Origin of the sequence: Pseudomonas sp. Ga0074129 (assembly GCA_001465025.1) — a bacterium.
Lineage (GTDB): Bacteria > Pseudomonadota > Gammaproteobacteria > Pseudomonadales > Pseudomonadaceae > Aquipseudomonas.
In genome coordinates this window covers 26454-40745 of sequence record LNDO01000057.1, presented here as the reverse complement: position 1 = coordinate 40745, position 14292 = coordinate 26454, and the positions used below count along the sequence as shown (strand labels likewise).

Sequence of the window (14292 nt, the reverse complement as noted above, 5' to 3'; positions counted from 1 at the left end):
CATGTTCGGTCTGATCAAGACGTGGAAAGCCCTTGAGGCCAAAGGCATCATGGGTATCAACCGGCGCAACGCGGATTACGTGCTGAAGTACAACAAACGGCACCTGTATCCGATTGTCGACGACAAGATCATCACCAAGATGCGCGCCATCGAAGCCGGCATCGATGTGCCGGAAATGTACGGCATCATCGACACGGAAAAGGGCATTGAAAAACTGCGCGACATCATCGGCGAGCGCCCTGATTTTGTGGTGAAGCCTGCCCAGGGTGCCGGCGGTGACGGCATTCTGGTCATCGCTGATCGCTTTGAGGAAAAGTACAAGACCGTCTCCGGCAAGATCATCAGCCACGAAGAGATCGAACAGCAGATTTCCAGCATTCTCTCGGGCCTTTACTCACTCGGCGGTCACCGCGACCGCGCACTGATCGAGTATCGCGTCACCCCTGATCCGATCTTCAAAAGCATCAGCTATGAAGGTGTGCCAGACATTCGCATCATCGTGCTTATGGGTTATCCGGTGATGGCCATGCTGCGTTTGCCCACCCGCCAATCCGGCGGTAAGGCCAACTTGCACCAAGGCGCGATCGGTGTGGGTGTTGATATGGCGACAGGCATTACGCTGCGCGGGACTTGGCTAAATAACAAAATCAGCAAGCACCCGGACACCGCCAACGCTGTTGATGGTGTGCAATTGCCGAACTGGGATGGCTTTATGAAACTGGCTGCGGGCTGTTATGAGCTGTGCGGCTTGGGTTATATCGGCGTAGACATGGTGCTGGATCAGGACAAAGGCCCGCTGATTCTCGAACTTAACGCCCGTCCTGGTTTGAACATTCAGATCGCCAATGACTGTGGCCTAACCCACCGCGCCCACGCTGTTGAGGCGCGCATTGCAGAACTGGCCAAGAAAGGCATTGTGGAAACCCCTGAAGAGCGTGTGCGCTTCTCTCAAGAACTCTTTGGTCACGTTTCCATCGCTCAGATCTGAGTCTCTGTAACATCAAAAAGCCCGGAAAACCTCCGGGCTTTTTGCTTATCGACGTATGACCTGACACAGGGCTTTCCGTTGACGACGGGGATGGGATGGATAGCGCTCAGCTGATCACATTCCTGGTGACACATGTGAGGCTCCGGCGCAGTCAAATAGATATTGCTCAGCATCCGATTATCGATGGCTGGCAAGACCTACTGCGTTGCGAGCGGACTCAATGCGATGGCTAGCGCACGACCGCCAATTCGAAGGCACCTTCTTCGCTGTGTGCATGGGCCTGCATGCCCTCTTCATCTACAGTCAGAGCCTGCAGCGGACGTTTGAAAGGCCTGTTATCAAGCGTTTGCAAACTGCGATCTTCGTCCGTGGTCAACAGCAATACGTACTGCTCTCCCGCTGCTGCACGCACCGGTACGGTGCCTTCGATAAACGCATAGCGATACCAAGTTTCTGCATGCAATTGATAAACCGCATCGCTTACCAAGCGTGTGGGTTGCTTGGCCTGGTCAAGAAACAATAGCGATGGATAAGCCACTTTTTTATTGGCAAAACTGCGCACGCGCAATCCGTAGTCATACTGCGAACGCGGCAGTCTCAACGCGGCGTAGTAGCTTTTACCCATGGGGAAATCCAGGCTGGGCGAGAAGCGATTGAGCTCTTCGTAGCGGGGTTCATCTGCACTGAGCACAGAAAAATTATCATCGTTCAACTGGCCACAGCAACGCTCCTGTAGCGCCTGGTAGCGACCGCTCTGGCGACCATCAGCCCCCTTCAACAGCGCCTGCATAGCGGCATTCGGCTGGCCGTCGAGCCCTGGCAAGGCCTGCGGCCTTGCGGCAAAACTCACTTCGCGGCCTTGCGTGGGCACAACAGTACGCATCCCTGGCGGCTGTGTTACGGCACCCTGAGCGGCAACCTTGGAGTTGCGCATACGTCCTTGTTCGTCCACCCAGGTGAAATAGCGGCCATCCTCTTCGCTGCGAGCGAAATCACGCCCCTCCAGTACGTCAGAGCTGATAAATGCGTCTGCCTGCTCGCCGGTATCCAGCAGCATTTCATTGCCACCGGCCTGTACCTGACGTCCGGCATAAAAGCTGTTTTGCAGATTGCCACTGGCATCAACCCACGTGAAATAGCGACGCTTGCTCTCCCCGCTACGTGAACTACCGGGCCAACCACCACTGGCTGGCTCATTCATTCGCGCATCATCCGTGCGCTGGATCGTGCTGGCGGCAGAGCGTTGATGGGCATTCAAACGCTCGCCGACAAAGGTATTGTGCACTCGACCCTGATCATCCACCCACGTTAGGTAGCGACCGGAGGCTGTCGCATCGAGGCTGACCAACAGACTGCATAGCACCCAATAAGCACGCATACCCTGGCCCTAAAAAGTGGTGCGATAGGTCAATGCCAAGACATAAGCTTTGACGCGGGTTTTAACATCAAGATCGGCATAGGGGTTGTACACCATGCTGTCGATGGTCGAACAGTTGATGTTGCAACTGGAGCGGGCGGGGATGTCTTGTTTGCTGACCAGGTAGTTGAAACCCAGATCGATGACGGTATCTTTGTCCCACTGATACCCCACGCCCAGGCCATACAAATTGGCATCCCCTAATGGGGCTAGCACATCGGCCTTGTTAGCCGGAATGGCAGAGGGACGCGGCTCGTAGCCCATGCGCAGGCTCAGGCGATCATTGACCTGGTATTCAACGCCCACCGCCCAACTCCAGACCGATTCATAACCGCGATCCAAGATGATGCTGGTGGACGTTGCATTATTGGGCGAAAACAACTTGGCAATGGTCAGGACATCCAGTTCGCGATCAAACTCGAGCTCAAATTTGTCCCACGCAGCATAGTCAGTCCACTTCAGATCAAAATTGATCTGCCAGCGATCATGCGGCTTGAGTTTCAGGCCCGTTGAAAAGTGCGCGGGATAGGTCATGTCCAGCGAGACATTACCGACTTCCTCGTTGAACACGCCGCTGGGCGTCAGACTATTAAAGATTGCGCCTATAAGTGATGAATCAAGACCTTGCCAAAAGCCCTGCCAGTCCTCGGAGTACTCAACGACATAACGACCTTTGAGACGCATCTTGGCTTCACTCTGGTAAACCGCCCCCCAGGCGAACCAGTCAGTCGGCTCCCAGAGAAAGCCAATATTCCAGGTGGGTGAAAGGCTTTGCTGCATGTCGATATCGATATTGGCAATATCAGTGAACGGCCCCAAATCGCCACCGCACAAATTAAGCAACAACTCGAAGGGGTTGCCTTGCACCGTACACAGCGCATCTTGCGCAACGCCGGTAAAGCCGGTCAGAACACCAGGGGCACGGAAGTCTTGGTTGAGCGCCATGGCCTGATGTGAGAAACCGATTGATAGCCCGACAGACAGCTCATCGTTTACCTGATAAGCCACCGACGGGGAAAAATAGGTCAGCCGCTGAATCACCAACTCCTTACCTTGATAACGACCAGGATCGTCATCCTCACGGGCAAAGCCGAGGGCTTGCGGGGTATACACGTTGGTGGCGAAGGTAATCTTGGAACCCGGAGGGTTTATCGACAACCCGGCCAAGGGCGCAAACAGCATCGGCAATTCGACAGCACCACCGACACCCGGCAGGTACATCATGGCCGAACCTGCGCGGCTGGATGAGTTGGCCACAGGGTCATCATTGAGACCTAGGAAATTGCTGCCGTACCCCGCTGGCGCATCAAACTCAGCCCGGATGTCCATCATGCCTGTGATGAATTTCATGGTGGTTTGCCGACCTTTGAGCTTGGTCAGAGCCGCAGGGTTGTAATGCACGGCATCAATACCGCTAAAGTCGGCCGTGATGGCATTGCCTAATGCCATGGCTTTGGGGCTGCCAATGGTCAGGTTCTGCGCCAACTGAGCATCGGCCAGCCCGGCATAAAGCGCAGCAGCCCCGGCAATCGCCTGCGCAAGCAGCGAAACTCGCTTAATCATGATGAGTTCGCTCGCCTTTATTGGGCCTTGAGGCCTTTGATGTCCAAAGGCATCGAGATGCCCAGCAACACATCCGGCGAATCTTCCGTCATACCAAAGCCCGCATTGACGTTAACAATGCGCTCTGGCGAGGTTCGCAAACCGAGCGAAAAGTTCATCACTGCACTGGTTTGCCCTCGCCCTTCAGCGTCGCCATCAGCAAACGAGAAGGTGGGCTTAAGCGAATGCGACATTTGATAGGAGGTGGCCAGTGACACGTCGTAGGACAAGGCATAAGCGAAGCCCATACTCAGCGAGAACGATGAACCGGGATCCACCTCTTCCAGTAACCGACCACCGCGCACTTGGCCGATACCCGTTATGGGAACGTTGTAGGTGTAACCCAGCGACCCAAAGAGCACCACAGGGTCGATCACATAAGAAAGATTGGCACCCACGCCCAGGCTGTAAGCACCACTGCCGGTGGCCAGATCGCTCTGCGTATTGATGTCATAGGGGCTGTTACCCGTGGGCAAACCCAATGTGGCGTAGAGAGTAGTGACCGGCTTGCCGCGTAACGATGTCCATGGCTGCCAACGTAAACTGGCCGACACATCGCCAAGGCTGTAGGCGTTAAGGTCACGCTCGGTGTCGTACTTGGCAACCAGTGGCAGGCGCACACTGAAGGTCAGGTTGTCCCACACCCCATAGTCAAACGTGAAGGAGTTGGTGAAGGTGTGCTGCGCCTCGCTCTGACCTATTACGCTGAACACATTGTTATTGCTGGTACGCACAGTCTCGATGAGCGTGTCACGCACCAAAGAGTAGTCAACGCCATAGGTCAGGGTGCGCTCACCCTTTTTAAGCAGGGTGTAGCTTTTTTCAGCGGCTTGAAACACTTGCTCCAGCGCTTTGGCACTGTCGGCATCGTCTTCCTGTTTGCTCAGCGCCTCACGGGCATCGTCAACCGAGGCTGTGTCGGCATTCGCTTTAATACAAACAGTACCCGCCAAAATGGCCAGCCATACACAAGGCAACACTTTCATGGCAAAGCCCCCACATATTTATTGTTATATCGGGCGGTTTATTTACGACGGATATACCGAAGATCGCCCTGCGACCCCAACTCTGTGGCTTGGTTGTCGGTAAATTTGGTCATTTCCGGAAACTCGCGAAATGCCAGCAAGCTGACTGTTCTGTCATCGACCAAGCGTAAATCCTGCTCGCTTAATGCGAGAGCATTGGGCGGTTCATTGCCGTTAGGGAAAATTACAAAAAGCACGTTCTGATCCCACACCTCTTCGAAACGGGTGCGGGTAAAGCTGATGTTACCCAGCGCCGGATCGGCAACAAAGACGTGATCGTTGTACACATCACGCACGACCACAAAATGCTTAAAACCAGCGTACTCAATCGGCACGATGGCCGGGTGTTCAAGTGCATCAAGGTCGGCAAATTCAGCGCGAAAACCACCGCTTTTATAACCCAGCGCGGTGACCAGCCGTTTCATATCGAGCAATGAAAAACCGCGTCGCTCAACAATTTTATCGGCCTCACCAAACTGCAAAAGCCCTTCCATCACCTGGCGCTCTTGCAAGTTAAGCCCGAGAAAATAATCTAGCAGCGATGTCAGTGCTGCAGACCCGCAACTGTAGTCATAGGCCTGACGGATCACGTTGCGAAACTGCATCTGGCTCATGGGCTCGAGCGTGACCGATTCACGCAAAGGTCCGTTGGGTAGCCCGTTTTGGTTGATATACACGGTGCCCGGAGCAGGCGGCTTGGTATCCACCGCTTCGGTGAACCCCCATACGCTGATCAGACTGCCCAATAAAATCTCAACCATTGGCTTACTGCACCCCTAAACCCCAATAGAAAAGCCTTACCGGCCTAAACCGATAAGACTTTTCAGAACATCAAGCAGCTAAGCGAACTTAGTGGCCCCAGACTTTTACAGTGGTGCCAGCCATGTTCATGTCGTTGACAGCCAAGGAACCAATACTAGCAGCGCCCGCGCCACCAACTTTGATTGCGCCAACGCTCAGCTGACCCGTGATGGTCGGCAGGCTGATTTGCAGTTGCTGAGTGGCAACCGCTGTACCGCCACCGGAAGGAGTGATGCTAGTGGTCACAACGTCAACTTTGACCGGAGCATTATCGGCAATGTTGAAACCAGTAAAGGCAATGGTTTCCAGACGCAGCGAACCGCCGTTGGTATCGCCATCGGTGTACACAACGCTGCCGATAGAGCCGTTGAAGCTACCGGAAATGCTGATGCCGTCCTGACCGGTTACGCTGGACAGAGCGTTGTCATCCATAGCTTTCAGTTCAGCTTGAGCCATGAAAGGAACAGCCAGAACAGCGGTAGCCAGAGCCAGTTGTTTGAGGGTTTTCATTGTTATTGTCTCCACAGTTCACTAATGGGTTGTCCCCGGCAGGCTGCACCGGACTCCTGTCCGTATCAGCTACAGCAGCTCACGCCACTCACCAGGTCTGACACTGCTTCCCTATTCGTGCCAGGCTTGGAATCGTGAAGCACCATGCTTCTCGTCCTGTAACAAAGTTACTGGCCTCAGCCTTGGCTGGCAGCCCATCCAAGGGATGGAGCGCCAAACGAGCAAGCTGGATGAGCGCGGTCATCAGGCTTCACTCAACAGCCCCAAACTTTTGCCTTTTAGAACAGCCTGCGTGCGGCTGCGCACGCCCAGCTTGGCGAACAGATTGTGCAGATGCCATTTGATGGTCGCTTCTGACAAATGCACAGCCTGGGCGATGTCACGGTTAGACAAACCAGCCGCCACCAATCGCAATATCTCTCGCTCACGATGACTAACATCTTGATTATCATCGATATTTTCTAAATTTATAGACAGCCTACGGCACTGCTCGCGCAACTGTTCAGCGAGCCCTTGCCATGCATGCGCCTGGCCAGGCTCTGCCGCGCACCACGCATCCCAGAGCGGCAACAACCACAGCGCATCATCGAGAAAGATTCGTCGGTAACCACATCCCCAAGCGTCTTCGAGGGTTGAACGGAACAGGGCGAAGGCTTTATCGCTGTTACCTTTGCGCCAGTACGCCACAGAAAGTAACAGGGCCAGGCGCAAACGCCGGTCGCGCTGGTGTTCCGCCGACTGTTTGGTCAGGGCCAGTTCAAGCGTGCTCTGCGCCTTGTCAGCACGCCGCTCAGTCAGGGCTAGCCGCGCCTCACACAGCGCTAAAGCGGCCTCAACGTCGCTGTAACGGCCAGGCGTTAATACGGCCAAGTGTCGTTGCAACTGCATACAGGTACGCTCGGCCTCGTTCGGTCGACTTAACCACAGCAGAAAATGCACCTTGCAACCCATAGCCAACGCGTAAACCCGCTCATAGCCTGGCCCATGCAACCCCGCTAGCCATTCATCTAAATCAGCCAGCGCCTGCTCGCCCTCGCCGGCAAAAAAACGTGCCTTGGCCATGACCAATTTGCCGCGACTGACCAATTCAACAGGCGTAGCCACATCACGCCAGGTAGTGGCCAGAGGCAGCTCGGCCAGAATCGCCGCATGCCGATCTTGTTCGTACAGCAAGTCTGCGTACGCCAAAGAGAGCGGTCCGCCGACACGGCTGCGACGACCAAATACCTGTTCGACGCGCGCTCTAGCAGCCTCCGCCAAGCGACGCCCACGCTCGGGCTGCCCCATCTCTTTACAGATCAACGATTCGATAAGGCTGACCACCGCATGCAAGTACTCACTGTCAGCCCGCTCCAGGTTGGCCCGGGCCACCGCAATGGCTTTGGCCGCATCGCCAAACTCACCGAGCAACGCATAGCCGGCGGCTTGAATACAGGACATGCTGGCACGGAAAACCGGTTGATTATCCGGCACCAGCGCCAGCCAGTGGCGCGCCACCTTGAGAGCGGCCTCAAGCTTGTCCTGGTAAAGCAGCACCAACGCTTTAAGCACTTGCGCCACCGCCAACAAAACCGCCAGACCAAAATGCATCGGTTTGCCACGGCCCTGCATAAGACGCGAACTCACCTCTTCAATCAGCGCTTCGGCCTCGGCGTATTTCTGTTCGAATGCCAGTTGCCAGGCGTAGTAAATCTGGAAGACCGGATGTTCGCGGATCACTTCAGCCGGTACATCCTTGAGAATCGCCAAAATGCCGTACACCTGATTACCGGCGATCAGGGTGGCACCCTGACGCTCGAGCAATTCAGCAGCAAAAGCGTAATCACGCGCGCGCAAGGCGTATTTGACGGATTTATCGGTCAGCTCGTGGCTGTCACACCAACGCGCGGCGGCATGCAGCAAATGGGTAGGATCACCCTGACGGCTCAAGCGGCCTTGCAAAAACTCAGCAAACAAATGGTGATAACGAAACCATTCGCCCTGCTCATCCAGCGCAATCACAAACAGCTGCGCCGTTTGCAGACGTTTAAGCATTTGCTCAGCATCGGAGCGCCCGGTCAGGGCATTGCATAACTCGGCATTAAATTCATCGAGCACCGAAGTTTGCTCAAGAAACTGCTGCTGCTCAGCGGGCAGGTGACTTAGCACATCCTCAGCCAGATAATCGGCGATATTGCGCTCCGTACCAGAGAGCCGCTTGAGAAAACTGCTGCGATCCGGATGCCGCGCAAGGGCCAGAGCAACCAAGTGCAACGCCGTCACCCAGCCTTCGGTGCGCCGATACAGCAAGTCCAGTTCAGAACTGCTGAGCTCGATCTGCTTGAGATCACTAAAGTAGGCTTGCGTCTCGGCGCGACTGAGTCGCAACTCGTCGGCTTGAATCCACGTAAACCAGGATCCGCTGAGCGGGGCTTGCTCCGGCGCTTTGGGTTTGTGCCGCATGCTGCCGATGACGCGAACGTTCGCCGGCAGTTGCTGGAAGAAATACTTGACCAAAGGCCCGAGGTCAGCGTGACGCACGCGGTGAAAATCATCAAAAATCAGGTACAACTCACCCTGAACTTTTTTTAGATCGGCGATGAAAGAGTCCAGCAAGACTTCGTTAAGCGCACTCATGTCATCGCGCAACACACGCGTCGTACTGACACCAAAGCCCGTTAACTGCGCTTCAATCGAGGCAATCAGGTAATGCAGCAAACGCTGCGGCTCGCTGTCGGCCTCATCACATGACAGCCACGCTACACAGGCACCGGTTTGCAGCAAGCGCAAACGTAACTGGCTCAGCACTGTGCTTTTACCAAACCCGGCGGGCGCACTTAGCAGAATCAGCCGCTGCGAGCGGGCATTGAACAAGCGATCCAGCAAAACCGAGCGTTCAAGCAAAGGGCGCCCGGCAGACTCCGCCGGGAACAGCTTGGTACGCAGCAACGGGAGTGTGCCCTGGGCGGGCGAAAATTGACTGTTCATAGGTCCAGAAGACTCAGTTCGCGGGCACGCCGGATGGCCTGGGTGCGATTACGCACTTTGAGCTTTTCGTAAATATTGTGCAGGTGCCACTTGACCGTTCCCAGCGCCAGGGAAAGTTGCAGCCCAATTTCTTCGTTGGACATGCCTTGCGCGGCCAAACACACCACTTCGCGCTCACGCTCGGTAAGGCCCTCCTCCAGCACCTCTAGCGATTGCCGCCCACTGCTACCAGGCCAAATCAGCAAAATCCCACGAATAAAGCCTTGCAAGGCAGGCTGACGCTCGGCGGCCTCAAGTTGTTGCAGAAGCAAACGGATGGACTCGCCTTCCTCGATAAACAGGCTGCGCACGCCTTCACGCTCAGCGCCAATCAGGCATTGCACCAGCAGGCTTTGCGCACGCTCCTGGTACCCCAAGCGCTGATAACTCAGCGCCGCCAGCAGGTCGAGACGCAAGCGCTGCAGGCCGTGCCAGTTGTCGAGCAAGGTGCTGCGCAGTTGAGTAATTTCATGTAACGCCTCGCTGTAATGCCCGCGCGCCTGCTGCAAGCGAATACGCGTGAGGCCACGCACCCACAGCACGGGATTCAAGCGCATGTGCGGGTAATGCTCAGCCAGCTTGTTCCAGTCCACTGATTTGAGGCGTAGCTCAGCGCGTTTGAAACGATCAGCGGCAGGCTCTTGAAGGATCTGCGCCACTTCATCGCCCACTGACTGGGCATAAAACCGCCACGATTGATTGCGCGCTGCGAGGTTCTGCATCAGCACCAGCGTGGCGTGAGCGTCTTTAGGATTGTCTTGTATGCGCTGCACATGGGCCATGCACAACATGCCCTGCGCATAGATATCCACTGGGTTGATCACATCAACAGTGGATAAGGCCCAGCGAAGGCGCTCTTCGGTGCCCTCCCAGCGCCCTTGCGCATAACCAATCAGCGCCTCACTGATAGTTGGCAACGCCAAGGCCCGTGAGCGATCCGAAAACCAAGGCATTACACGGGCACGCAGTTGTGCAAACAACAATTCAGCCTGGCGAACCTGTCCCTGCTCAAGACTCATCAACACTTCGACGTTAGCCAACTGCATATCCAGGTAGCGACCTTCGAGAAAGTGATTGCGCTGTTGCGCCAGGGCCAATAAACGTTTGGCCTGATCCGGCTGACCGCTCATGACGCTGGCCAGCGCACCGACGATCAACATGGCCACTTCGAGAAAAGCGCTGTGCTGACCCAATTGCGCTTCAATACGCCGCGCCAGGCTTATGCAAGACGGCAGATCATCTTTCTGCAGGGCAATAACCGATTTGACCGCCATGGTGGCCAGTACTTTATCGCTCAATGGTCCGCTGGATTTGCTCTCATTCCAGTGATCGAGCAACTCATCAAGCATGCGGTTGGCTTCGTTAAGACTCAGCTCGGCAGCGCGGATCCACACATCGGCCAAGACCAATATCGGAAAGCGCTCGGCAATCTCATCCGGCACATGCTGGCGCCACTTGTAGATCAAATTGAGCTGACCCCGATTGATCAACTCAAGACCGCAGCCATCTACCAAGGCCGCCAGCATTTCAGCATCTTCAGCCAGGCACGCATGCTCGATGGCTAAATTCTGCATATGGTGATTGGTGAACCAGAGGCTGGCATTGAAATGCAGTTGTTTAAAGCGTTCGGGGTCACGCTCTTTTAAACGATTGCGTAAGAAATCAGCGAAGAGATTATGGAAGCGATACCACAGCCGCTCACGGTCCAGGGGCAATAAAAACAACTGCATCGCCTCAAGCTCTTCCAGCAGTTGCTGACCATCTTGCCGCCCCGTCAGGGCATTGGCCAAGTCACCGCTGAGCTGCTGCGCGATGCCAAGCGCCAATAGCAACTCCTGCTTTTGCACCGGTAACTGTTCAAACACACTGCGCAGTAAATAGTCGCCCACAGCCACCTGATCAGTGCCCATATCAGCAATCTGCGCGGCGGCCTGGGGCTGATGGCGCAACCACAAGCTGGCAAGGTGCACGCCCACCATCCAACCTTCGGTCTGGCTGTACAGCGCCGAAAACGCCACCGCATCCAATTGCAGGCCACTGCGCTGCAAATAATCGCGAGTTTCTGCCTTGCTCAGCCGCAGTTCTTGTTCGCCAATTTCTACCAGCAGGTCTTTAGCGCGCAGCGTCGCCAAGTTGAGCGCCGGCTGAGAGCGGCTGCCAATGGCCAGGGTAAAGCTGTCAGGGGCGAACTTGATCAGTCGATTGAGCGCAGCAAGCAACTCGGTGTCCTGAATCAGATGCAGATCATCCACCACCAGTAGCAGCGGTGCTTCCAGTTGCACCAACTCCGCCAGCAGGCTTTCCATAACAGCAGCAACGGGCACGCGCATGGTGTTCTGCAGGTAAGCCAGAGCCTCATTACCAAAATTCGGCAAGGCACTGCACAGCGCCTCAATCAGCTGCAGAAGAAAACGTGAGGGTTCGTCATCGCCAGGCCCGAGCGACAGCCAGGCAACGTTGTGGCCTTGCTCTTTGCGCAGCCGCGCCAAGGCGGCCAGGGCACTGGTTTTACCAAAGCCCGCGGGAGCGGCCAGCAAGAGCACACGGGCATGAACATTGGCACACAGCGCTGCTTCCAACTGCGGCCGGAGCAGATTGTCCGAAACAGCTTGAGGAGGCATCAATTTGGCACGCAGGAGGCTTCCAGCGGCTGGATCCATAACGTCATCCATTGCCTTTATCCCGTAGTCATTATTGTTTTAGGCGTTGCGTGAATATCCGGGGCTGCACTCATACTAATGAGCGTAAGGCTTCCGAGTAAACCCATCTTCAGCGCTAGGATGAATGTGGGCGAGGCTCTACAATCAGCCTTCGCACACTGTGAACGTGTCATATGCCTACTTGTCATGTACAGGCTCTGCCCTATCACGCAGACCCTTCCCTTTACTTCAGTATGCTCATCGATGCGCCGGGTGCCGTCCTGCTCGATGCAGGCCGGCCCACGGCGCAGCGCGGACGCTATGATCTTCTTAGCGCTTGGCCATTGGCAGAACTGGCACCAAGCGCCGACGAAACGGCCAACGCTTTCCTGCAACGCTTGCGGCAGAGCCTTGGCGTTCTTGGTGAGTGTCATGCGCCGGATGATCTTGATTTACCGTTTGTCGGCGGATTGATTGGTTATCTCAGCTATGACTTCGGACGCCGCGTGGAGCACCTGCCCGCCTTGGCGGTGGATGACCTCAACCTGGCGGATGCGCGCTTTGGGCTGTATGCCTGGGCACTGATCACCGATCACCAACAGCAAAGCAGCCTGTTGGTCGTTCATCCGAGCGTGAGCGATGCCGAGCAAAAGCGGCTTTTTGAGTTTTTTAGCTGTGGTCAGCCCGCCGCTACACAGCCGTTCAAGCTGCTGGAGCGGTTTAAATCAGACCTCAGCGAAATTGACTATCAAGCGAGCTTCGCGCGCATCCAGGCTTATATCCAGGCTGGCGATTGCTACCAGGTCAACTTTGCCCAACGGTTTCGCGCACGCTATCAAGGCTCACCCTGGAACGCCTACTTGGCATTGCGCAAAGCGTGCCCAACGCCTTTTGCGGGTTATCAGGTGTTAGCGGATGGCGCCGCCATTATCAGCCTCTCGCCCGAGCGTTTTTTGCGCATCAGCAAGGGCCAGGTCGAAACGCGCCCTATAAAAGGGACACGAGCTCGCCACGCGGAACCGGCTCAGGATCAGGCCCAAGCGGAAGACTTGCTCGGTAGCCTTAAAGACCGCGCTGAAAACCTGATGATTGTTGACCTGTTGCGCAATGATTTGGGCCGCACATGCCGCACGGGCTCGGTCAAAGTGCCAGAACTGTTCGCGCTGGAGAGCTACCCCAATGTGCACCATTTGGTCAGCGCTGTGACCGGTGAGTTGGCGGCAGACAAAGATGCGCTGGACCTGATCGCTGGCAGCTTTCCAGGTGGCTCGATCACCGGCGCACCGAAGATCCGCGCCATGCAAATCATCGATGAGTTGGAACCTACGCGCCGAGCGCTGTATTGCGGCTCCCTGCTGTATCTGGATGTACGCGGTGAAATGGACAGCTCGATTGCCATCCGCAGCCTGTTGGCTAAAGACGGGCAAATCAGCTGCTGGGGCGGCGGCGGTATTGTGGCGGACTCAAACGTCCAAGCCGAATACCAAGAGTCCATCACCAAGGTCAAAGTGCTGCTCGACACCCTGGAGCAATGCTGCGATTAGCCGCAGCGAAACCGCTGTTTGGCTGAGCCTAGCGCAACAAAAAGCCGATGCCAGTTACCCGGCATCGGCTTTTTATTACATACCACGTGAAGGCGTATTACAGGCTCAACGAGCGATTAGATGCCTTGAGAAACTCTTGTTTTAAGTCCTCAAAGGTATGCACAGCCGGGAACTGCGGGAATTCGCGGATGACATTCTCAGGTGCGTGGAACAGGATGCCGGCATTAGCTTCGCTGAGCATGGTGGTGTCGTTATACGAATCACCAGCTGCAATCACACGGTAATAAAGGCTCTTAAATGCCAACACTGACTGACGCTTGGGATCTTTTTGACGCAGTTGGTAATCCACCACGCGGTCAGTTTCATCAGTGATCAACTTGTGGCACAGCAGCGTCGGGAAGCCCAGTTGACGCATCAGCGGCTGAGAAAACTCGTAGAAGGTGTCAGACAAAATCACCACCTGAAAGCGCTCACGCAACCAGTCGACAAATTCCACCGCGCCGTCCAACGGTTTGAGGGTGGCGATCACCGCCTGAATATCGGATAGCTTCAAGCCGTGCTCATCCAGAATGCGCAGGCGCTGCTTCATCAGCACGTCGTAATCCGGAATATCCCGGGTGGTCGCTCTTAGCGATTCGATGCCGGTTTTTTCTGCAAAAGCAATCCAGATCTCCGGGACCAACACGCCTTCCAGGTCGAGACACGCGATTTCCACAGGACACTCCTAACTTGGATTTATCTAAGAAGGCGGCACTCTAGC

The 14292-nt window shown here is 55.6% G+C and carries 10 protein-coding genes; 2 read left to right on the top strand and 8 right to left on the bottom strand.

What is annotated here, in order from left to right; genetic code table 11:
• Position 1: 1 nt before the first annotated feature.
• The gene (locus tag AUK77_RS05455) at positions 2-988 is read left to right on the top strand and encodes an alpha-L-glutamate ligase-like protein (RefSeq protein ID WP_296126998.1); all 987 of its coding nucleotides are present in this window, start codon (positions 2-4) and stop codon (positions 986-988) included.
• Positions 989-1217: 229 nt separating this feature from the next.
• Here the strand turns inward: AUK77_RS05455 and AUK77_RS05450 are convergent, their stop codons facing one another.
• The 7 genes from AUK77_RS05450 to AUK77_RS05420 form a co-directional block, all read right to left on the bottom strand.
• Positions 1218-2366 carry a MalM family protein gene (locus AUK77_RS05450; protein WP_296126997.1) on the bottom strand — a complete coding sequence of 383 codons (1149 nt, stop codon included), beginning with the start codon at positions 2364-2366 and terminating at the stop codon, positions 1218-1220.
• 9 nt (positions 2367-2375) lie between these two features.
• Positions 2376-3968: an outer membrane protein transport protein gene (locus AUK77_RS05445; protein WP_296126995.1), complete on the bottom strand. Its 1593-nt coding sequence runs from the start codon at positions 3966-3968 to the stop codon at positions 2376-2378.
• Between the two features lie 17 nt (positions 3969-3985).
• Positions 3986-4993 (bottom strand): transporter, encoded by a 1008-nt coding sequence (locus AUK77_RS05440; protein ID WP_296126993.1) that lies wholly within the window; start codon positions 4991-4993, stop codon positions 3986-3988.
• 38 nt (positions 4994-5031) lie between these two features.
• Positions 5032-5793, bottom strand: coding sequence for a C39 family peptidase (locus tag AUK77_RS05435; protein WP_296126992.1), 762 nt, complete (start codon positions 5791-5793; stop codon positions 5032-5034).
• A gap of 88 nt (positions 5794-5881) precedes the next feature.
• Positions 5882-6343, bottom strand: a complete 462-nt coding sequence (locus tag AUK77_RS05430) for a DUF6160 family protein (RefSeq protein WP_296126991.1) — start codon at positions 6341-6343, stop codon at positions 5882-5884.
• Positions 6344-6586: 243 nt separating this feature from the next.
• The gene (locus AUK77_RS05425) at positions 6587-9310 is read right to left on the bottom strand and encodes a LuxR C-terminal-related transcriptional regulator (RefSeq protein WP_296126989.1); all 2724 of its coding nucleotides are present in this window, start codon (positions 9308-9310) and stop codon (positions 6587-6589) included.
• Complete coding sequence (locus tag AUK77_RS05420; RefSeq protein ID WP_296126987.1) at positions 9307-12021, bottom strand: LuxR C-terminal-related transcriptional regulator; 2715 nt, start codon at positions 12019-12021, stop codon at positions 9307-9309. The genes AUK77_RS05425 and AUK77_RS05420 overlap by 4 nt, the downstream gene beginning before the upstream one ends.
• Before the next feature lie 161 nt (positions 12022-12182).
• Here AUK77_RS05420 and pabB point away from each other — a divergent pair, with 161 nt between their 5' ends.
• Positions 12183-13532, top strand: coding sequence for an aminodeoxychorismate synthase component I (gene pabB, locus AUK77_RS05415; protein ID WP_296126985.1), 1350 nt, complete (start codon positions 12183-12185; stop codon positions 13530-13532).
• A 97-nt stretch (positions 13533-13629) separates the two neighbouring features.
• Here pabB and thrH read toward each other — a convergent pair whose 3' ends face one another.
• Complete coding sequence (gene thrH, locus AUK77_RS05410) at positions 13630-14247, bottom strand: bifunctional phosphoserine phosphatase/homoserine phosphotransferase ThrH (RefSeq protein ID WP_296126983.1); 618 nt, start codon at positions 14245-14247, stop codon at positions 13630-13632.
• Positions 14248-14292: the final 45 nt, after the last annotated feature.